This window comes from Luteimonas yindakuii, from assembly GCF_004803715.2.
GTDB lineage: Bacteria > Pseudomonadota > Gammaproteobacteria > Xanthomonadales > Xanthomonadaceae > Luteimonas > Luteimonas yindakuii.
Genome location: NZ_CP039383.2, coordinates 2,465,047 through 2,485,968, shown reverse-complemented (window position 1 = coordinate 2,485,968; position 20,922 = coordinate 2,465,047). Strand labels below are relative to the sequence as shown.

General features: G+C 71.9%; 13 protein-coding genes and 1 pseudogene. 10 read left to right on the top strand and 4 right to left on the bottom strand.

Annotation, left to right across the window (positions count from 1 at the left end; all coding sequences use genetic code 11):
- Positions 1-59: 59 nt before the first annotated feature.
- Positions 60-539, bottom strand: a pseudogene (locus tag E5843_RS11545) (Dps family protein); the annotation flags it as partial.
- Between the two features lie 157 nt (positions 540-696).
- On the opposite strand from E5843_RS11545, the gene hrpA reads away from it, so the two are divergent.
- Complete coding sequence (hrpA, locus tag E5843_RS11540) at positions 697-4,788, top strand: ATP-dependent RNA helicase HrpA (RefSeq protein WP_141066012.1); 4,092 nt, start codon at positions 697-699, stop codon at positions 4,786-4,788.
- Between the two features lie 203 nt (positions 4,789-4,991).
- Here hrpA and E5843_RS11535 read toward each other — a convergent pair whose 3' ends face one another.
- Positions 4,992-5,492 (bottom strand): hypothetical protein, encoded by a 501-nt coding sequence (locus E5843_RS11535; RefSeq protein WP_136412705.1) that lies wholly within the window; start codon positions 5,490-5,492, stop codon positions 4,992-4,994.
- A gap of 93 nt (positions 5,493-5,585) precedes the next feature.
- Between E5843_RS11535 and E5843_RS11530 the strand changes: the two genes are divergently transcribed.
- Together E5843_RS11530 and E5843_RS11525 are read left to right on the top strand one after the other, a co-directional pair.
- Positions 5,586-7,706, top strand: coding sequence for a RelA/SpoT family protein (locus E5843_RS11530; protein ID WP_425480715.1), 2,121 nt, complete (start codon positions 5,586-5,588; stop codon positions 7,704-7,706).
- 179 nt (positions 7,707-7,885) lie between these two features.
- Positions 7,886-9,391 carry a hypothetical protein gene (locus tag E5843_RS11525; protein WP_141066011.1) on the top strand — a complete coding sequence of 502 codons (1,506 nt, stop codon included), beginning with the start codon at positions 7,886-7,888 and terminating at the stop codon, positions 9,389-9,391.
- Between the two features lie 22 nt (positions 9,392-9,413).
- On the opposite strand, the gene E5843_RS11520 is transcribed toward E5843_RS11525, so the two are convergent.
- On the bottom strand, positions 9,414-11,534 hold the full coding sequence (locus E5843_RS11520; RefSeq protein ID WP_141066175.1) for a glycosyltransferase: 2,121 nt from the start codon (positions 11,532-11,534) through the stop codon (positions 9,414-9,416).
- Between the two features lie 107 nt (positions 11,535-11,641).
- Here E5843_RS11520 and mrcB point away from each other — a divergent pair, with 107 nt between their 5' ends.
- From mrcB to lepB, 7 genes are all read left to right on the top strand, one after another.
- A complete protein-coding gene (gene mrcB / locus E5843_RS11515) occupies positions 11,642-14,137 on the top strand; it encodes a penicillin-binding protein 1B (RefSeq protein WP_141066010.1) in 2,496 nt (831 codons plus the stop codon).
- A complete protein-coding gene (locus E5843_RS11510) occupies positions 14,134-14,673 on the top strand; it encodes a hypothetical protein (protein ID WP_136412700.1) in 540 nt (179 codons plus the stop codon). Before mrcB ends, E5843_RS11510 begins: the two co-directional genes overlap by 4 nt.
- A gap of 41 nt (positions 14,674-14,714) precedes the next feature.
- A complete protein-coding gene (gene yoaA / locus E5843_RS11505; RefSeq protein ID WP_136413092.1) occupies positions 14,715-16,694 on the top strand; it encodes a DNA repair helicase YoaA in 1,980 nt (659 codons plus the stop codon).
- Between the two features lie 119 nt (positions 16,695-16,813).
- On the top strand, positions 16,814-17,887 hold the full coding sequence (locus E5843_RS11500) for an alpha/beta hydrolase (RefSeq protein WP_136412699.1): 1,074 nt from the start codon (positions 16,814-16,816) through the stop codon (positions 17,885-17,887).
- 37 nt (positions 17,888-17,924) lie between these two features.
- The gene (locus tag E5843_RS11495; protein ID WP_136412698.1) at positions 17,925-18,452 is read left to right on the top strand and encodes a hypothetical protein; all 528 of its coding nucleotides are present in this window, start codon (positions 17,925-17,927) and stop codon (positions 18,450-18,452) included.
- 81 nt (positions 18,453-18,533) lie between these two features.
- Positions 18,534-19,232 carry a tRNA (adenosine(37)-N6)-threonylcarbamoyltransferase complex dimerization subunit type 1 TsaB gene (gene tsaB / locus E5843_RS11490; RefSeq protein ID WP_136412697.1) on the top strand — a complete coding sequence of 233 codons (699 nt, stop codon included), beginning with the start codon at positions 18,534-18,536 and terminating at the stop codon, positions 19,230-19,232.
- Positions 19,233-19,284: 52 nt separating this feature from the next.
- Positions 19,285-19,914, top strand: a complete 630-nt coding sequence (lepB, locus tag E5843_RS11485; RefSeq protein ID WP_136412696.1) for a signal peptidase I — start codon at positions 19,285-19,287, stop codon at positions 19,912-19,914.
- A gap of 95 nt (positions 19,915-20,009) precedes the next feature.
- Here lepB and E5843_RS11480 read toward each other — a convergent pair whose 3' ends face one another.
- Positions 20,010-20,882, bottom strand: a complete 873-nt coding sequence (locus E5843_RS11480; RefSeq protein WP_141066008.1) for an energy transducer TonB — start codon at positions 20,880-20,882, stop codon at positions 20,010-20,012.
- Positions 20,883-20,922: the final 40 nt, after the last annotated feature.

Below are 20,922 nucleotides of genomic sequence, written 5' to 3'. Positions count from 1 at the left end.
TCGCACGGACTCGCAGCCCTCTGTCTGTCATGACCCGGGAGTCCGGAAATTCCAACCGGTCACTGCAACAGCGAGCGCAGCATCCAGGCGTACTTCTCGTGGGTCTGCAGGCGCTGGATCAGCAGGTCCTCGGTCGGGTCGTCGTCGCCGTCATCGGCCACTTCGAGCGCCTGGCGCGCGCTGCGGCACACGGCCTCGTTGCCCTCGACCAGCTGGCGCACCATCTCGCGCCAGTCCGGTGCCTTGTCCAGGCCAGGCTCTTCCTTGATCGAGGTCAGCTCGATGAACTCCGCGTACGAGCCCGGGGCGTTGTAGCCCAGCGCGCGGATGCGTTCGGCGACGTCGTCAAGCGCGTTCCACTGCTCGGTGTACTGCTCCTCGAACATGTTGTGCAGGGCGTTGAACATCGGCCCGGTCACGTTCCAGTGGAAGTTGTGGGTCTTGAGGTACAGCGTGTAGGCGTCGGCCAGGAACACCGACAGGCTCTGTGCGATCTTGCGGCGCTCGTCCTCCGGGATCCCGATATCGATGGCGGGGGCCTTGGACTGCGAATCGGGCGACGCGGTGGTCTGCGGCGCGGACTTTGCGGACGCCTTCGGCTTCGGGGTCTGTTTACTGGCCATTGCAAGCTCCATTGGGTGGAAGCAGCCACAATAGCGTGGCCGTCGTGGCCGCCGTGTGACCTGGAAAATCCGTTTGCAAGCACCCAACCAGCCCCGTCGTCCCCGCACGCCCGGCCGTCCGGATCCCGCCCTGCAGGCGGCGCGGGCGGCGATCGATGGTGCTCTGTCCAGCGATCGGGGGCGCCTGCACGGCCTGTGGTCGCGCTGGCGCGCGCGCGCGGCCGATGAAGCGGCGCGGCAGGCGTTCGAGCGGGCGCTTGCGGCGTCCATCGCCATACGCGAGGCCCGCGCGGCGGCGCTGCCGCGTGCCGAGGTGGACCCGTCGCTGCCGATCGCCGGTGAGGCGGCGCGCATCGTCGAGCTGATCCGCAACCACCAGGTGGTGGTGATCGCCGGCGAAACCGGATCCGGCAAGACCACCCAGCTGCCCAAGCTGTGCCTGCAGGCCGGGCGCGGCGCCGCCGGCATGATCGGCTGCACGCAGCCGCGGCGGATCGCCGCCCGCACGGTGGCGCGCCGGGTGGCCGAGGAACTGCAGGTGCCGCTGGGGGGCGCGGTCGGCTTCCAGGTCCGCTTCAACGACCAGGTCGGCGAGCGCACCGCGGTGAAGTTCATGACCGACGGCATCCTGCTGGCGGAGATCGCTTCCGATCGCTGGCTGTCGGCCTACGACACGATCATCGTCGACGAGGCGCACGAGCGCAGCCTCAACATCGACTTCCTGATCGGCTATCTCAGGCAGCTGCTCGAGCGGCGGCGCGACCTCAAGGTGATCGTGACGTCGGCCACGATCGACACCGAGCGGTTCTCGAAACACTTCGGCGACGCGCCGGTGGTCAGCGTGGAAGGGCGCGGCTATCCGGTCGACGTGCGCTGGCGGCCGCTGGGTGAGCGTGTGGAAACCGCGGACGAGCCGCCTGCGACGGCGGGGTCCGCGCGCCGCCCGCGCGACGAGGACAGCGCCGACACCGTCTCCGTGCTCGACGGCATCGTGGCCGCCTGCGACGAGATCATGCGCGAACGCGGCACTGGCGACGTGCTGGTGTTCCTGCCCGGCGAGCGCGAGATCCGCGACGCCCACCAGGCGCTGGAGCGGCGCAAGTACCGGCACACCGAAGTGCTGCCGTTGTACGCGCGGCTGTCGACGCGCGACCAGGACCGGGTGTTCAACCCCGGCCCGCTGCGGCGCATCGTGCTGGCCACCAACGTCGCCGAAACCTCGCTGACCGTGCCGCGCATCCACTACGTGGTCGATCCCGGCTTCGCCCGGGTCAAGCGCTACAGTCCGCGGCAGAAGCTCGACCGCCTGCATATCGAACCGGTGTCGCAGGCCGCGGCCGACCAGCGCAAGGGCCGCTGCGGGCGCATCGCGCCGGGCACCTGCGTGCGGCTGTATTCGGAGGCCGACTTCCTCTCGCGACCGCAGTACACCGATCCCGAGATCCGCCGCGCCGCGCTCGCCGGGGTGATCCTGCGCATGCTGTGGCTGGGCCTGGGCGGGATCGGGAACCGTGATCCGGCGTCGCCGGAACGCGCCGTCGGCAACAGCCGCGTCATCGAGGATTTCCCGTTCCTGGAGGCCCCGGACCCGCGTGCGGTCGCCGACGGCTGGCAGCAGCTGGCCGAACTCGGCGCGGTGGACGGCGAGCGCAGGTTGACCGCGACCGGCCGCACCATGGCGCGGCTGCCGGTGGACGTGAAGCTCGCGCGCATGCTGGTGGCCGCGCAGGCGCATGGCTGCCTGGAGCCGATGCTGGCGATCGCCGCGTTCCTCGGCATCCAGGACCCGCGCGAGCGCCCGGCCGACCAGCGCGCCGCCGCCGACAATGCGCATGCGCTGTTCGCCGATCCGCGCTCGGAGTTCGTCGGCATCCTGAAACTGTGGGAAGCCTATCGCGCCGCGCACGAGGACCTCACCCAGTCGCAGCTGCGGCGCTGGGCGGAGAAGCACTTCCTCGGCTTCCTGCGCCTGCGCGAATGGCGCGAGCTGCACCGGCAACTGAAGCTGCAATGCGCCGACATCGGCTGGGCGGTGGAGCAGGGGCGAGCGCCGTTGCGCGACACCGTCGCCGGTGGGGATCCCGCGCCCGTTCTCGACGCCCGCGGCTACGCGGCGCTGCATCGTGCGCTGCTGGCCGGCCTGCCGACCCAGCTCGGCCACCGCGGCGACCGTGGCCAGTACGAAGGCCCGCGCGGGCGTCGCTTCCAGCTGTTTCCGGGATCGGCATTGGCGCGCAAGCCGCCGCCGTGGGTGCTGTCGGCGACGCTGCTCGATACCGAAAAGGTGTGGGCGCTGACCAACGCCACGGTAGAGCCTGACTGGGCGATCGCCGAACTGCCGCATCTGCTGGCGCGTCGCCACCACGATCCGCACTGGTCGCGATCGCAGGGACGGGTGATCGGCAGCGAGCAGGTCAGCCTGTTCGGCCTGGTGCTGGCGCCGAAGCGCCCGGTCGATTACGGACGGCTGTATCCCGATGAAGCACGGGCCATGTTCCTGCGCGATGGCCTGGTGACCGGCGAGATCAACCTGCGTGCGCCGTTTCTTGCCCGCAACCTGGCCACGCTGGCGCAGGCGCGCGAGGAGGAGGCCAAGCAGCGCCGTGTCGGGCTGGTGGTCGACGAATCATGGATGCAGCAGTGGTATCACGACCGCATTCCGGCCGGCATCGTCGATGCGCGTTCACTCGATGCCTGGTGGAAGAAGGCATCGTCCGCCGAGCGCGATGCGCTTGCGTGGACGCGCGACGACCTGCTGGTCGCCGACGAGACCGATGCCGACCGCTTCCCCAAGGTGCTGGCGGTGGGCAACGCACGCTTGGAGGTGAGCTACCGCTTCGAGCCCGGTGCGGTGGACGACGGCATGACCGTGCGCGTGCCGCTGCACCTGTTGAACGCGCTGGATCCGGCGCGGCTGTCGTGGCTGGCGCCGGGCTTTGTCGAGGACCGGGCGGCGGCGCTGATCCGCGGGTTGCCCAAGACCCTGCGGCGCAATTTCGTGCCGGTGCCGGACTTCGCCCGCGCCTTCGCCGAAGCGCACCGGCAGCCGGACGCGGATGCGTTCACCGGCGTGCTGGCGCGCTTCCTCAAGCGGCTGACCGGGGTGGAACTCGCCGCCACCGATTTCAACGAGGGCGCGCTGGAGCCGCACCTGCGCATGAACCTGCGGTTGCTGGCGCGCGACGGCCGCCAGGTGCTGGCCGAGTCGCGTGATCTCGATGCGCTGCGGACGCGCTTCGGCGCCGATGCCGACGCCGCCTTCGCCGAGCGTGCCGCCGAAGGCCTTGCGCAGGCCGGGTTGACCACGTTCCCGGACACACCGGTGCCGCTGTCGGTGCCCGGTGCCGGTGGCATCACCGCATATCCCGCGCTCGACGACGCCGGCAACAGCGCCCGGCTGGCGGTGTATGCCGATGCTGGCGAGGCCGCACGCCGGCATCCGGGCGGCGTGCGCCGGCTGTTGCGCATCGCGCTGGATGCCAGGTTGCGCCAGGCGCGCAAGCAGCTGACGGTCAAGCCGAAGACCGCGCTGCTGTATGCCGCGATCGAAGCCGCGGCGCCGCGCGCGACGCGTCCGGAAGGCGGCGACCCGTTGCGCGACGACTTGGTCGAAGGCGCGTTCACCGCACTCACGGCCGATGGCCTGGGTGGCATCCGCGACGCGGCGGCGTTCGCCACCCGCCGTGATGCGGTCGGACGCGAGCTGTTCGGCGAGGCGATGCGCCGGCTGCATCTGGCCGAGCGCGTGCTCGACAGCGTTGCCGAGATCCGCGGGCGCCTCGAGGGCGGGCTGATGGGCTGGGCGCGCGCCAACCTCGACGACATGCGCGCGCACCTCGACAGCCTGGCGCCGCCGGGCTTCCTGTCGATCACGCCGGATGCGCTGCTCGACCAGATGCCGCGTTACCTGCAGGCGCTGTCGCTGCGTGCCGAACGTGCACTGCGTGATCCCCTGCGCGACCAGCAGCGGATGCTCGAACTCAAGCCCTTCGTCGAGGCACTCGTCGAAGCCGAGGCCGACGGCATCGCCCACGACCCCGACTGGCGCGCGTTCCGCCAGGACCTGGAGGAACTGCGCGTGTCGCTGCATGCACAGGAACTCGGTGCACGCGGCGGCGTGTCGCCGAAGAAGCTGGCGCGCAGGCTGGAGGCGCTACTCGGCTAGGAGGCGCTGGCGGCACCGATGCCTGCATGCCTCCAGCCTTTCTCCCGCCTGCTGGAGAAGCCTGCCCCCGAGACCCCCTGGTTGGGGGTGGCGCGAAGCGGCGGATGACGGCGCGGTCGGGGCGTTGGCCGGGTGAGGGCCCTGCGGGAGCCGTATCGTCGGGGTGTGGCGCGACGATGCGATCCGGCCTTCCGCGAGAATGGTTACTCCACCCGCTCCACGCGTGCAGTCGTGTTGTAGCCATCCACCTGCATCCACCAGCCGCCGATCGCGCCCGGGCGGATGCGCACGCCGATGTCCTGCCGGCGCACGCCGGCGAGGCTGGCGCCATCGGTCTGCTCCCACACCTGGCCGTTGGCCAGGGTGTAGCGGCGGCCCTTGCCGAAGCCGCGGAACTCGCCGGCGATGGTGCTCTGGATGGGCTCCTCGGAACCGAAGTGGAAGAAGCCGCGGTTCTTTTCCACCACTTCCTTCCGGCCTTCCTCGCGTGCCTGCGCCGCGATCACCGCCGTTTCCTCGCCGACCCGGCGTTGCAGCCACTGGTTGAGCGCGGCGAGCTCGTCGGCGCTGAGCTTGTCGAGGCCGGCGGCACGGAATTCCGCGGCCGTCATCTGTTCCTGCAGCGGCGGTGCCTGCTGCGCCAGAGCGATGTCGCTGGCCAGGAGGCCGGCGCTCAGCAGTGCTGCATGGAAAAGGCTGCGCATGGTCTGTTCCTCGGGGCAGGTGGCGGCTAGTGTAGAGCGCCCCACCCGAGTCGTGATGCCGTGTCGGCTGTCGACGCCAGCGCCGGAACCCTGTTGTCACTCCCAGCCACGGCGGCGTTGACGCCCGCCCTGCGCGAGGTGGTGGACGCGGCGTTGCGCGATGCGTCCGGCGCGTGGGTGGTGCCGGCCGAGCCCTGGCCGGTGCTGGGCGACACGCTGCAGTCGCTGGCCACGCTCAACGCCGATGCCGACGTCATCGCCGCGGCGATCCTGCACGTGCTGCCGGAACCGCCTGCCGAGGCCGCTGCACGCCTCGCCAGGGCGCACCCGCGCGTCGCCGCGTTGCTCGACGGACAGCGCGCCGCGCGCCAGGTGTGGGCGCTGCATGCCGAGCGCGTCGGCCGTGGCGGGCAGGAAGGCCTGCGCCGCCTGCTGCTGGCGATCGTGCGCGACCTGCGGGTGGTGCCGATCCTGCTGGCGCGGCAACTCGCCCACCTGCGGGCGGTGGCACAGCGCCCCGCGGAGGAACGCATCGCGCTGGCGCAGCTCACCCGCGACATCCATGCGCCGCTGGCCAACCGGCTCGGCATCTGGCAGCTGAAATGGGAACTCGAGGATCTCGCGTTCCGCCACCTCGATCCCGACACCTACCGCCGCATCGCCGGGCTGCTCGACGACAAGCGCTCCGGGCGCGAGCGCTACATCGACGAGGTGACGCAGACCCTGCGCGATGCACTTGCCGCCCAGGGCCTGCACGCCGACGTCGTCGGCCGCCCCAAGCACATCTACAGCATCTGGAAGAAGATGCAGCGCAAGGGCGTGCCGATCGGCGAGCTCTACGACCTGCGCGCGGTGCGCGTGCTGGTGGACGACGTCGGCGCCTGCTACGCGGCACTCGGCATCGTGCATGCGTTGTGGACGCCGATCCCGAGCGAGTTCGACGACTACATCGCGCGGCCCAAGCGCAACGACTACCGCTCGCTGCACACGGCGGTGGTCGGCCCGGAGGGCAAGACGCTGGAGGTGCAGATCCGCACGGTGGAGATGCACGAGCAGGCCGAGCTGGGCGTGGCCGCGCACTGGCGCTACAAGGAAGGCGGCACCGGCGACTCCGCGCTGGAGCGCAAGATCGAGTGGATGCGGCGGCTGCTGGAGTCGCACCAGGACGGCGGCGACGAAGGCGGCCTGGCCGGCGCGCTCGACACCGAGCTGGTCGAGGACCGCATCTACACGCTGACGCCGATGGGCGAGGTCATCGACCTGCCGCGCGACGCAACGCCGCTCGACTTCGCCTACCACGTGCACACGATGGTCGGCCACCGCTGCCGTGGCGCCAAGGTCAATGGCCGCATCGTGCCGCTCGACCACCGGCTGCAGAGTGGCGACCGCGTGGAAGTGCTGACCGGCAAGACCGCCGAGCCGCGCCGTGACTGGCTGTTGCCGGCCAATGGCTACCTCGTCAGCGGGCGTTCGCGCGACAAGGTGCGTGCGTGGTTCCGCGCGCTCGATCGCGAGCGCAACGTGCAGGCCGGGCGCGAGTTGCTCGACCGCGAGCTCAAGCGCCTCGGCCTGCAACGTGCCGATCCGGCGCCGGCGCTCAAGCGCTTCCATGCCGCGACCATCGACGACCTGTACGTGCTGGTGGCGCTGGGCGACGTCGGCCCGCACCAGGTGGTGCGCGCGCTAGGCGAAGCCGAGGCCGAGGCGCGCAGGCCGGTCGACGAGGCCACCAACCTCGCGCACACGCCACCGCGCCGCCTGCCGAAGGGCAGTTCGGAGTTCAGCGTGGTCGGCGTCGACAACCTGCTGGTACAGATCGCCCGTTGCTGCCGGCCGTTGCCCGGGGAGGCGATCACCGGTTACCTCACCCGCAGCCGCGGGATCAGCGTGCATCGCGCCGAATGCGCGGCGCTGCAGCGCATGGCCGCTCGCGATCCGCAACGCGTGCTGCCGGTGGAGTGGGGCCGCGCCGGCGGCGTGCACGAGGCGGAGGCGATCATCGAGGGCGTCGACCGCCGGCACCTGCTCAAGGACCTGACCAACCTGATCGCACAGGAGGACGCCCACGTGCTGTCGATCCACAGCGAGGATGGCGGCGGCGTCGGTCGCGTGCGGCTGCGCCTGCAGCTGCGCGTGCAGGACCATGGGCAGTTCGCACGCCTGCTGGGCCGGCTGGAATCGGTGCCCGGCGTCGAGCGCGCGCGCCGCGGCTGATCCGCGCGAAAATCGTCGCAGTGGAAATCGCACGGCCATGCGTGACTGACGTCGCGTTCATGGTTTGCACCTATGCTGCCGCGGTGATCCGCCGCCCTTCCGCATCCAGACCCGCCATCGCCGCAACGCCCGCGCGTCGCCCCACCGGCGGGCTCTGGCGCCTGGAGGCGCGCGTACGCATGTTTTTCCGGGTGGTGCAGCGCGACTGGCGCAGCTGGTGGCCGATGGCCGCCGCGACGGTCGGCGTGGCGATGGTGCTGCTGATCGCGGTGCGGCAGCCGTTGGCGGACCGGCTGTGGCCGGACACGCGCGCGCAGGCGCTGCGCGCGGAAGCTGCCGCCGCGCTGGCATCGGGCCGGCTGAGCGCGGCGGACGGCACCGGTGCACGCGAGCTGTACGAGGCCGCGCTGGCGATGGATCCCGACCGCCCCGAAGCCCGCGATGGCCTGTCGCAGGTGGCACGCGCCGCGCTTGCGCAGGCGCAGTCGGCGCTTGCAGAGGAGCGTTTCGACGATGCGCGTGCCGCGCTGGCGCTGGCGCGCGAACTGGCCGCGCCGCGCGCGGCGGTCGACAGGGTGGAGAGCGCATTGCGCGAGCGGCTGTCCGCGCAGGCCGGTCTCGATGACGTGCGCGCGCGGGCGCGGGCCGCGTACGCACGCGGCGACCTGCATGGCAGCGAGAACTCGGCGCTGCCGCTGTACCGGCGCATCCTCGGCCTGCGCCCCGACGACGCCGATGCACTGCGCGGCCGCGAGGATGCCCTCGGCGACCTGTTGCAGCAGGCACGCGAGGACCTGCGCGAGGGCCGGTATGCCGAAGCAGCGCGCGCGGTCGCCGTCGCCCGCGAGTTCGATCCCGGCCACATCGACCTGCCCGATACCCAGGCCCGCTTGGGCGAGGAGCGCGATGCACTGCTGCGCCAGGCGCACGCGGATCGTGACGCGGGCCGGCTGGAGCGCGCGGAAGCGCGCTATCGCGCACTGCTGGAGAGCGACCCGGACGCGGCGGAGCCGCTCGAGGGCATGGAGCAGCTCGCGCTGGCACACGCACGCCGGGCCGAGCGCGCGGCCGCCGACTTCCGTTTTTCCGATGCCGACACCGCGCTGGCCGAAGCGGCGCGCGTCGCTCCGGGCGGCAGCGCGACGGCGGCCGTTGACGCGGCAGTGCGCCATGTCGAACGCGCGCGCCTCGCCCATGCACGGCTGCGTCCTGCCGGCAGTCCGGCGCAGCGGCGCGAACGCCTGCCCGTGCTGCTGGAACAGGTGGATGCCGCCGAGCAGCGCGGCGACCTGCTCACGCCGCCGGGCGAGAGCGCCTATGACCGCCTGCGCGCGGCACGCGCGATCGCGCCCGACGACAACGGTGTGCGCCGCGCCGCGGCACGCCTGCTGCCGGCGGCGGTCGCCTGTTTCGACCGCGAGCTGCGCGGCAACCGCCTGGCACGGGCCCGTAGCTGCCTCGACGCGCGCACGGCCTTGTCGGAAGACGAGGACACGCTGGCGCCGGCACGCCGCCGGCTGGCGCAGCGCTGGCTCGCGGTGGGCGACGAGCGCCTGGGCGCGGGCGAACTCGCCGCCGCCCGTGCCGCCCATGGCGCGGCGCGAGAGATCGATCCCACGGTGCCGGAGCTGGCCGCGTTCGCTGAGCGCCTGCGCGCGGCGGGCTCGGTCGGCGAGTCACGCTGAGGCAGGCTTCAGCCGGGCCGTTTCAGCCGGCGGCCGGATCGAGAAACAGCCGGTGCACGGTCGCGCGCGCGGCCTCGATGGAGAAATGCCGCTCGACGTTGGCGCGTCCGCCAGCCGACAGCCGCGACCACACAACGGCATCCTCGTGGGCACGCAGCACGGCGTGGGCAAACGCGTCGGCATCGTCGGCCAGCAGGACATCGAGGCCATCGTGCAGGTGCATGCCTTCGGCCGCGACGGGCGTGGCGACCACTGGCTGGCCATGCGCCATGCTGAGGTTGATCTTGCCCTTGACCCCGGCGCCGAACCGCAACGGCGCCACCGCGACGCGGCAGCCGTCCATCCAGGGTGCGATGTCCGCCACATGGCCATGCACCTGCACGCCGCTGTGGCCGTGCCGGGTGGCAATCTCGATCGGCGGGTCGCTACCGATGCAGTGGAATGCCAGGCCAGGTGCCTGCGCGTGCACGCGCGGCCAGACCTCGGCGAGGAACCAGCGCAGCGCATCGACATTGGGCGGGTGGTGGAAGCCGCCTACGAACACGACCCCGTGGCGACGCTCCCAGGGTGCGGCTTCCCCGGTGACCCGATGCAGGTTCGAAAGCAGCTCCACCTTGGCGCCAGGCGCATCGGCGGCGAGCAGCTCGCGCTCGGCGGCGCTGACCACCAGGGTGGCATCGGCGGCGGCCACCACCGCCAACTCGCGCGCGCGGGTACGCCGTGCGATCGCCAGCATCGTTGCGTCGTTGGCAAGTTCGGCGGCGCGGCGTTCGCGCAGGTAGTGCAGGTCGACGCTGTCGAACAGGATCCGCACGTCCGGTGCATGGCGCCGCAGCAGCGGCAGCAGCGGCGCGGCGACGAAATGCCGGCTCAGCATGGCCACGTCGAAGCGGCCGGCATGGTGACGCAGCCACTGCGCGATGCCACCGGTCCACGGCTCCGACCAGGTTTCCACGCCCATCGCCCGCAGCGCGCGCGTGTGGCGGCCGGCATGGCGGCCGTCGGCCGGCACGAAGGCGACATGCGCGCCGTCGTCGAGCAGCATCCTCATCAGCGCGACCAGTCGCAGCGAGCCGGAATCGTGGTCGGGGCGCGGCGTGGATTCGTCGACGATCAGGATCCGGCGCTGGCCCCGGTGCAGGGTGCCCGGAGTGGGCAGCTCGGACGGCGCGGGGAACCCGGCGAGTTCCGCCGCGCGGTGCCGCGCGAATACCTCGCGATTGCGCACCTGCGCCGCCTTCATGCCGGTGGACGGGTCGGTGCCGGCGCTGGTGCCCTCGTCGTGCAGCACGCGTGCGGCGGGCTGGTACAGCACGCGATGTCCGGCTGCCCGGACCGCGAAGGCGAGGTCGGTGTCCTCGTAATAGGCCGGTGCATAGCGGGTGTCGAAGCCACCGACGGCGTCGAACAGCGCACGCGGGATCGCCAGCGCGGCGCCGCTGACGTAGTCCGCATCGCGCAGGTAGCCGTAGCGCGGGTCCTCGGGGGATTCGAAGCGGCCGTAGTTCCAGGCCTGTCCATCGCGGAACACCACGCCGCCGGCTTCCTGCAGCCGGCCGTCCGGGTAGACCAGCTGGGCGCCGACGATGCCCGCGCGTGGTACTTCGCGCAGGGTCTCCAGCAGTGCATCCAGCCAGCCCGGCTGCGGCACGGTGTCGTTGTTGAGGAATACCAGCACCTCGCCGCGTGCCAGGGCGGCGCCGGTGTTGCACGCGGCGATGAAGCCGCCATTGCGCTCGTGGCGGTGGTAGCGCAGGCCGGTGATGCCCGGCAGCAGGGTCGCGCTGGCATCGCTGCTGGCGTCATCGACCACGATGATTTCCATCGTGGCGGCGGGCGGTGCCGCGGCCAGCGCGCGCAGGCACTCCAGCGTGTGGCCGACGTGGTTGTGCACCGGGATCACGATGCTGGCGGCGGGCACCACGTCCGGTTCGGCGAACGCGGGCAGGGCATCGCCAGCGGGCGCCGGGCGCCACAGCGGCGTGGCATCCACCGGGGCGCGGCGCAGCGCGCGCTGCAGGCGCAGCAGGACGCGCTGCCAGGTCGACTGCCAGCCGCGCGTGCGCAGGCTGCTCCAGGCGCGGCGTGAGAAACCGAGCGCGCGGGCAAGCCGGAACTGCGCGTCGGTCAGCGAGAACGGCATCCGGTGGAACTCCAGCTGACTGTGCAGGAGGCCTTCGCCCGGCGGCAAACCGGGCTGGGCTAGACTGCGGGCAGCCATTGTCGCATCCCCCATGAGCCTCGTTGCAGATGCCAAAACCCCAGGACTCGATGCGCCGCATCGACCGTGACGAGGACGATCACGACATCCCCGACTCCCCGCGCCGCACCTGGTCGCGACGTGCGCTCGTCTGGGCACTGGCCCTGGTCGGGCTCGGGCTCGGGTTCCTGATCCCCTATACCCTCTACCTCAACCAGCAGGTCAGCCAGCGTTTCGGCGAACTGCGCTGGCAGGTGCCCACGCGCGTCTACGCGCGACCGCTGCAGCTCACTCCCGGCCTGGCGCTGGACGCGCAGACGCTGAAGCTGGAGCTGGAGTCGGCCGCCTACCGCGAGGGCGACGGCCGCAGCCCGGGCACCTGGTCGGTGGCCGAGAACGGCCGCTGGACGATCGCCAGCCGTGGCTTCCAGGATGTCGGTGGCGCGGTGGCGCCACGACGCGTGGAAGTCTCGATGTCGGGCGGGCGGATCAGCCGCCTGCGCGATGCCGGGGGTGATGCCGGCATCGACAGCGCCTACCTCGACCCCGCACGCATCGCGACCCTGTATGGCCAGCGCCAGGAAGAACGCCGGCTGGTGCGGGTGGAGGACGTGCCGGTACTGGTCACCGACGCGCTGCAGGCGGTCGAGGACGAGGACTTCGCCCACCACCACGGCATCGACCTCGGCGGCATGCTGCGTGCGGCGTGGGTGAACGTGCGCGCCGGCGAGGCGCGCCAGGGCGGCAGCACGCTCACCCAGCAGCTGGCGCGCTCCGGCCTGCTCGGCATCGGCCGCGAACAGACCTACACGCGCAAGTTCAACGAAATCCTCTACGCGATGCTGATCGAGGCCCGCTACGACAAGGGCACGATCCTCGAGGCCTACCTCAACCAGGTCTACCTCGGCCAGCGCGGTGCGCAGGCGATCCACGGCGTCGCCGCCGGCGCGGAGTTCTGGTTCGGGCGCAGGCTCGAGGACCTGGCGACGGAGCACGTCGCGCTGCTGGTCGGCATCATCCGCGGCCCGTCGTATTACGACCCGCGCCGGCATCCGGAACGCGCGAAGGAACGACGCGATTTCGCGCTCGGAAAGATGCTCGGGAACGGGCTGATCGACGAGACCGAGTACAAGCGTGCGCTGGCGGCGCCGCTGGGCATCAGCTCGACGCCGGGCACGCTGGCCGCGAACCGCTTCCCGGCCTATGTCGACCTGGTGCGGCGGCAGCTGGCCGCCGACTACCCTGCCGAAGTGCTGCAGGGCGCGGGCCTGATCGTGATGACCGCGATGTCGCCGGCCGCGCAGGGCTACGCCGAGGGCGCGGTGCGGCGCACGATCGAGGCGCTCAGCAACGACAAGCGCCCGGCGCTGCAGGCCGGCCTGGTGGTTACCGATTCGCATACCGGCGAGGTCATCGCGGTGGTGGGTGGCGCCAATCCCACCGAGCACGGCTTCAACCGCGCCATCGAGGCCAAGCGGCCGGTGGGGTCGCTGCTCAAGCCCTTCGTCTACCTGCTGGCGCTGACCCGCCCGAACGAGTTCTCGCTGGCGACCTGGGTCAACGATGCGCCGGTGGACATGGTGCTGCCCAACGGCCAGCGCTGGAACCCGACCAACTCCGACCGTCGCAGCCACGGCAGCGTGCGGCTGATGGATGCGCTGGCGCGTTCCTACAACCAGGCCACGGTGCGCGTCGGCATGGAGGTCGGCCCGCGCGCGCTGGCGGACCTGCTGCACAAGCTGGCCAGCATCCGCGCGGAGCCGAACCCGTCGCTGATCCTGGGCGCGGTCGACGAAAGCCCGTATGCGATGGCGCAGCTGTACCAGTTCCTCGCCTCCGGTGGCGAACGGCAGACGCTGCGCATGGTGCGCGGCGTGCTCGACAGCGAAGGGCGCGTGCAGCGCCGCTACGATGGCGCGCAGCCCGACGCCTACCCGCAGGATTCCCAGTACGTGCGGCTGGTCACCCTGGCCCTGCAGCACGCGGTGACCTCCGGCACCGGTCGCCAGCTGGTCGCTGACGGCCTTGCCCGCCTGCAGCCGGCCGGCAAGACCGGCACCACCAACGACGGCCGCGACAGCTGGTTTGCGGGCTGGACCGGCGACCATCTCGCGGTGGTGTGGATCGGCAACGACCAGAACGAAGCGACCGGCCTGTACGGCACCACCGGCGCGATGCGGGTGTGGTCGGACCTGTTCCGGCGCCTCCCCAGCGCGCCGCTGGAAGTCGCCGACGAGGGGCTGGACTGGCAATGGGTCGCACAGGGCGGGGCCACCGATCCGGAATGCCCCGACGCGCGCCGCTTCGCCTTCCTCCAGGGCTACGCGCCGGCCTACCAGCCCTGCTATGCCGCCTATCCCGCGCCGTACGCGGCGGACGGTGTTCCGGTCACGCAGCCGGGCGAACCCGGTTACAGCGACGAGGCCGCGCCGCAGGAAAGCGGCTGGCGACGCTTCTTCGGTCGCGGCCGGCAGGATCCGGCCCGCGAGCCGGCCGCTCCGCCGCCGGAACCCGCGCCTGCGCCCGCAGGAGAGCTGCTGCCATGACGCTTTCCACCGTGCACCGCCCGGGACGCTGGGCAGCCGCCGTGCTGTGCCTGGCGCTCGCCGCCTGCGCGAGCGCGCCGCCGCCAGCGCCCACCGTGCCGGCGCTGACCGATGCCTCGCCGCAACAGATGGTGGCTGCGATCCGCGACGCCGCCGGCGACGGCGAAGGCGAACTCGCCGTGCAGCCGCTGCGCGATGGCCGCATCGAGGACCTGCGCGAACGTGCCGCACGCGAGGAAGCCGCCGGCGACTACGCCGCGGCCATCACCAGCCTGGACGCCGCGCTGGCGGTCGTGCCCGACGCCCCGGGACTGCTGCAGGAACGCGCCGAGCTCGCCCTGCTGCAAGGCGACGTGGCCGAAGCCGAACGCCTGTCGCAGCGCGCCTACGTGCTCGGCCCCCAGGTCGGCCCGGCCTGCCGCCGCCACTGGGCGACGCTCGAACAGATCCGCCTGCTGCAGGGCGATGCCGAGGGCGCCGCGCAGGCACGCGCGCAGATCGGGGGCTGCCGGGTCGGCGTGCTCGACCGGTTCTGAACGTGATCGTGGATGCGGCGCCCATCGGCGCGAACGCCACGCTGGCCACCCGCGTGCACGCGGCACTGGCCGAGGGCGGCGAGCTCGCGCAGGCGCTGCCGCAATTCCACCCGCGGCCGTCGCAGCAGCAGCTTGCGGCCGCGGTCGTCGATGCACTCGGCAGCCGCAGCACCCTGCTGGCCGAAGCCGGCACCGGCACCGGCAAGACCTTCGCCTACCTGGTGCCGGCACTGCTGTCGGGGCTGCGCACCATCGTGTCCACCGGCACCCGCGCGCTGCAGGACCAGCTCTACCATCGCGACCTGCCGCGCCTGCGCGATGCGCTCGGCGTCGGCCTGAAGTCCGCCCTGCTCAAGGGACGCGCCAACTACCTGTGCCTGTATCGCCTCGAGCGTGCGAAGGGCGAGCCACGTTTCACCGCGCGCGAGCAGCTCGCCCTGTTCCAGCGCATCGTCGCCTGGGGCGGACGCACGCGGATGGGCGATCTCGCCGAGATCGAGGCGCTGCCGGAGGACTCGCCGCTGATCCCGATGGTGACCTCCACCGTCGACAACTGCCTGGGCAGCGAGTGCCCGTTCTATGGCGATTGTTTCGTGGTGCAGGCGCGGCAGCGGGCGCAGGCCGCCGACCTGGTGGTGGTCAACCACCACCTGCTGCTCGCCGACCTCGCGCTGAAGCAGGAGGGCTTCGGCGAGATCCTGCCCGGTGCGCAGGCCTTTATCGTCGACGAGGCGCACCAGCTGCCGGAGCTTGCCGCGCAGTTCTTCGGCGAGGGCCTGAGCGCGCGGCCGCTGGTCGAGCTCGCGCGTGACGCGATCGCTGAATGCGCCGGCGTCGACGGCGCCCTGGCGGCGCTGCAGCCAGCCGCGCTGGCACTGGAGCACGCCGTGCGCGCGCTGCGTGCGGCGATGGAGTCGCTGCCACCGCGCGGCACCCGCGACCGCGCGCTGCACGATGCCGGCGTGCAGGTCGCGCTGGAAGCGCTGTGCGATGCATTGCAGGAACTCGGCGACGCGGTGGCACCACTGCGCGAGGCCGCGCCGGGACTGGATGCGGTCCATGCCCGTGCGCGCGAGTTCATCACCCGCCTGTCGCGCTGGCAGGTGGCTGGCGGGCCCGGTGCGTTCGACGAACCGTCCGATCACGACGTCGCCGCCACAGACGACGGCGACGTGCGCTGGTACGAACTGTCGCCGCGCGGATTCCGCCTGCAGCGCACGCCGCTGGATGTGTCCGGGCCGTTGCGCACGCATCGCGAGGCATCGGGCGCGGCCTGGGTGTTCACCTCGGCGACGCTGGCGATCGACGGCTGTTTCGACCACGTCGCCACCCGCCTCGGGCTCGACGCGCCGACCACGCTGCTCGCGCCAAGCCCGTTCGACTGGCAGCGCCAGGCGCTGTGCCTGTTGCCACCACGGCTGCCGCCGCCGTCGGCGCCGACGTATTCGAGTGCGGTGATGGAGGCGGTACTGCCGGTGCTGCATGCATCCAATGGCCGCGCGTTCCTGCTGTTCGCCTCGCACCGTGCGTTGCGCGAGACCGCGGCGCTGTTGCGGGGCGGCCCGTGGCCGCTGTTCGTGCAGGGCGAAGCGCCGCGGCACGTGCTGCTGCAGCGTTTCCGCGAGTCCGGCAACGGCGTGCTGCTCGGCGCGGCCAGCTTCCGCGAGGGCGTGGACGTGGTCGGCGATGCGCTGAGCGTGGTGGTGATCGACAAGCTGCCGTTCGCCGCGCCCGACGAACCGGTGTTCGAGGCGCGGCTGGACGCGATCCGCCGCGCCGGCGGCAACCCGTTCGCCGACGAACAGCTGCCGCAGGCGGTGATCGCGCTCAAGCAGGGCGTCGGCCGCCTGATCCGCAGCGAACGCGACCGCGGCGTGCTGGTGCTGTGCGATCCGCGGCTGACCAACCGTCCGTACGGGCGCGTGTTCCTGGGCTCGCTGCCGCCGTTCCCGGTGACCCGCGACGTGGCGGACGTGCAGGCGTTCTTTGCCGCGGCAGTCGAGCACGAGGCCGAGCGCTGAGCCTGGCGGTGCCGCGCGCGACCGCCCTGCACCCCGACGCACACTGGGGCACGCCCCAGCTGTGACGGCGTGCCTGTGGCTTGTTAGGGTCCGGGTATGTCCAGCCTCCGGCCTGCCGCATGAACGCTTCGGTCCACTTCGACAGCCAGACGCTGTCGTCCCTGTCGTACTGCCCGGCGCCGCCACCGACCGGACAGTCCGCCAGCAGCAACGCCGCGTGGTGGAACGGGCTGTCGCCCGTCGAGCAGCAGGCCTACCTGCAGTACCAGCCCGCCAGCCTCGGCATGATGGACGGCCTGCCGGCCCCGGTCCGCCACGAGGCCAACCTGGCCACGCTGCGCGCGGACGCGGAAAACGGCCATGACCGCGACAACGCAGGCGCACTGCTGGAACGCGTCGAAGCCTCGCAGCAGGGCCCGGAGAACGAACGCATCCATCTGCTCGGCTACGTGCCGCCAGGCCGCGACGGCTCGCCCGACGCAATGGTCATCGCCAGCATCGGCAACCCCGATACCGCCGACAACGTCGCCATTTACGTGCCCGGCACCGGCACCGACCTGTCGAACATCGGCGGCTCCATCGACCGCATGGACGACCTGCGTGCGCAGGCCGAACTGGTGCCCAACTCCGGCACCACCTCGACGATCGTCTGGCTGGGCTACGACGCCCCCGACCATATCCCGGCAGCCACCCTGGCCGGACCGGCGCGCGACGGCGCCCCGGCACTGCGCGACTTCACCGAAGGCCTGGCCGAGACGCGACAGGACCCCGACGCACGCACGACGGTCATCGGCCACTCCTACGGTTCCACCGTGGTCGGAACAGCCGATGCGCTGGCCGGGCGCGGCCTTGCCGCCGACGACATCATCGCGATGGGCAGCCCCGGCATGGGCTACGAGTCGGCCGAGCGGCAGGGCTGGTTCGACAGCGCGCTGGTCGACGACGTCAGCGACATGCACATCGATGCCGACCACTTCTGGGCCGGTGCCGCCAGCGACGACCTGGTGAGCTACACCGAGGTGCACGGCAACAGCCCGGTCGACTGGAGCTTCGGCGGCCAGCGCATCACCACCGAAGGCGCCTCCGGCCATTCCGCCTACTGGGATCCGGGCACCGAAGCCCTGCGCAACCAGGCCTACATCGTGACCGGACATTACGACCAGGTGGATACCGTGGGTCGCCGCTTCGGCTGATCCGCGGATCTCCGTGTCGACCCATCACCCAACCGCGATGCGCGTCGTGATCGCCGCCATGGGGCTGGCATCCGCCCTGGTGCTCGGTGGTTGCCGTGCCGCCGACGATCCGCTACACAAGGACCCCATGATCACCAAGGACAGCCGCCAGGCGGCACAGGCGTTCGTGCCGGAAGTCGAGGCGTTGCTGGATGCGCTGGGGCTGGAGCGCGAGAAATTCTCCGTGCGCGCCAACCGCTGCGCCGGCAGCGAAGGCGAGCAGCGCGACGACATCTACACGATCTGGATCGGCCTGCGCGGGCTCGCCCGCGGCGGCGACATCGTCGCGGTGATCGAGGACGCCCACGCGCGCTGGCAGGATGCCGGATGGGAGATCACCCGTTATCGCCATCTGGACAATGGCGGCATCAACCTCGCCGCCACCGATCCGGTCGGCAACCAGTACGCGCTGGATGCCGGTTTCGAAAGTCCGCCGCGCTATGTGGTCGGCACCTTCAACACGCCGTGCCAGGTCGACCCGTCCGGCCGCGTCGAGTTCGGCGAGATCACCGCCGTCGCTCGCTGATCCCCGCTCGTCCGCCCGGCTTCTCGGCCAACCGGCGTCGCACCCGGTACCCTTGTGCGCCCCGCCGCCGTGGACCGCCGCATGTACCTGCTTGCCTTCGAAACCGCCACCGAAGCCTGTTCGGTGGCCGTGTTCGCCAATGGCGAGGTGCGCGAACGGTTCGAGCTCGCGCCGCGACGGCATGCCGAGCTGGCATTGCCATGGGCCGAGGCGCTGCTGGCCGAAGCCGGGATCGCGCGCAGCCGGCTCGACGCGATCGCGGTCGGCCGCGGGCCCGGCGCGTTCACCGGCGTGCGGCTCGGAATCGCCTTGGCGCAGGGCGTTGCACTGGCCCTCGACGTGCCGGTGGTGGCGGTTTCCACGCTGGCCACGCTGGCCGCGCCGGTGTTGCGCGACACACCGCAGGCGCGCGTGCTGGCGGCCATCGATGCACGCATGGGCGAGGTCTATGCCGCCGCCTTCGCGGCCGGCGAACACGGCCCGGCGTTGCTGGATGCCGAACGCGTCTGCGCGCCGGACCAGGTCGACATCGCCGATGCCGCCGGCTGGATCGGCGTCGGCACCGGTTTCGATGCGGTCGATGGCGCGCTTGCGCAGCGGCTGGCGGGGCGCCTGCAGCGTGTCGACGCCACCGCGCTGCCGCATGCCGCCGACACCGCACGCGTGGCCGTCCTGCTGCACGCAGCCGGCGCCGCAGTCGCTCCCGAGCGTGTCGAACCGGCGTACCTGCGCAACAACGTCGCGCTGACGCTGGCGGAGCAGGCCGCGCGCCGCGGCTGAACCTTCACCCGCATCCGCGGTCACAGCCGCGACATCCGACCGGGAACATCCGATGCACACCCAGCCCGCCATCGCCTCCCGCCAGCGCCGCGTGCTGCGCTGGCTGCGACGCGAAGCACTGCCGCTGCTGGTGCTGATCCTGTTGCTGACCGCAGCCCGCTCCTCGCTCGCCAACCACTATCACGTGCCCAGCGGCTCCATGCAGCCGGCGTTGCAGCCTGGTGACCGGGTGGTGGTCGACATGCGTGCTTATGGCTGGCGGCTGCCGTTCACCACCCGCGACCTCGTCACCGTCGCGGACCCCGCGCCGGGCGAGGTGGTGGTGTTCGACTCGCCGGTCGATGGCACCCGCCTGATCAAGCGCGTCGCCGCGGTGGGTGGGCAGCGGGTCGAGGTGCGCGGCGGTCGCCTACTGGTCGATGGGCAACGGCCGCCGATGCACGGAAGGCCGGCGGAGGAGCAGCTGGGCAGTCGCCGGATCACCCTCGACCTGGCGCAGGGTGGCGGCGCGGATTTCGGACCGCTGCGGGTGCCGCACGGCGAGGTGCTGGTGCTCGGCGACCACCGCGGCGCCAGCTTCGACGGGCGTTACTTCGGCCTGGTGCCGGTGGACGCGTTCTATGGCCGCGCCGTCGCGGTCTATCACCGTCGTGGCGATGGTTTCGGCTGGCGCAGGCTGTAGATCCACAAGGGCCGGAGGGCCGTGCGGCGCCCGGCCATCGCCGCGACCTCTCCATCCGCAAGCGGTCGCGCGTTCCGCAACCGGCAACGCGGGTTTCAGCTGTCGACGAGGGTGCCGGCGGGCAAGAACTGCCAGGTGCGGGTGACATGGAGGATGTCGACCTCCTCGCCCGTCTGTGGCAATGGCGGGTAGGGCTCGGCGAGCTGCGCGATGCGCAGTGCCGCTTCGTCGAGCAGGGTGACGCCGGATGAGCGGATCACCCGTGCCGCCTCGACCGAGCCGTCGCGACGGATCGCGACGCTGATCACCAGCTCACCGGCGAGGCCACGCCGGCGCGCCTCGTCCGGGTAGTTGAGGTTGCCGATCCGCTCGACCCGGTCCACCCATTGCCGCAGGTAGGCGGCGTAGGCGTATTCCTGGGTGCTGGCGGAGACGAACTTGCGCTTGGGGCGCTTGGCATAGGCTTCCGAGCGCAGGTGGATCTCGGCTGCAAGCCGCGCCATCTCCATGTCGCGCTCGATGCGGTCCTCGCCACGCGGCAGCAGGCTGGGATCGGCCTGCGGGGTCGGGTCCGGCGTGGCGACCGCCTGTTCGCCTTGAGCGCTGGCCACCACGCGCGCCTGCGGCGGCGGGCGCTCGTCGGGCGATTGCGCGCGCAGCGCCTCGGGTGCGATGCCGGGGGTGTCCTGCGGCGCCGTGCCGAGCTGGGATTCGCGCGGGCGTTGCGGCTGGTCGTGCTCGCCGCCGCCCTGGTTGCTGGCCTGGGCAAGGAAGTCCGCCTGCGCCTGGGTCAACGGGCTGGTGGTTTCGGTGAGGATGACATCCAGCGTCGGCAGCACCGGCGCGGCATCGTCGAGGCTGAAGCCGATGCCGAGCACCAGCATCGCGTGCAGCAGCAGCGACAGCACCAGCGTCGCGCCGAGGCGGTCGCGGTCACCGATGCGGGGCGGGGCGGCGACCGTGCTCATTGCGGATGCCGTGCGGCACGCGTGCACGCGGTGGCGCGCC

Bases quoted from the DNA above. Each gene is read 5' to 3' on its own strand.
- E5843_RS11535 (WP_136412705.1), bottom strand. From the start codon at position 5,492: ATGCGCAGCCTTTTCCATGCAGCACTGCTGAGCGCCGGCCTCCTGGCC.
- E5843_RS11525 (WP_141066011.1), top strand. From the start codon at position 7,886: ATGTTTTTCCGGGTGGTGCAGCGCGACTGGCGCAGCTGGTGGCCGATG.
- E5843_RS11520 (WP_141066175.1), bottom strand. From the start codon at position 11,534: ATGCCGTTCTCGCTGACCGACGCGCAGTTCCGGCTTGCCCGCGCGCTC.
- mrcB (WP_141066010.1), top strand. From the start codon at position 11,642: ATGCCAAAACCCCAGGACTCGATGCGCCGCATCGACCGTGACGAGGAC.
- E5843_RS11510 (WP_136412700.1), top strand. From the start codon at position 14,134: ATGACGCTTTCCACCGTGCACCGCCCGGGACGCTGGGCAGCCGCCGTG.
- E5843_RS11500 (WP_136412699.1), top strand. From the start codon at position 16,814: ATGAACGCTTCGGTCCACTTCGACAGCCAGACGCTGTCGTCCCTGTCG.
- E5843_RS11495 (WP_136412698.1), top strand. From the start codon at position 17,925: ATGCGCGTCGTGATCGCCGCCATGGGGCTGGCATCCGCCCTGGTGCTC.
- tsaB (WP_136412697.1), top strand. From the start codon at position 18,534: ATGTACCTGCTTGCCTTCGAAACCGCCACCGAAGCCTGTTCGGTGGCC.
- lepB (WP_136412696.1), top strand. From the start codon at position 19,285: ATGCACACCCAGCCCGCCATCGCCTCCCGCCAGCGCCGCGTGCTGCGC.
- E5843_RS11480 (WP_141066008.1), bottom strand. From the start codon at position 20,882: ATGAGCACGGTCGCCGCCCCGCCCCGCATCGGTGACCGCGACCGCCTC.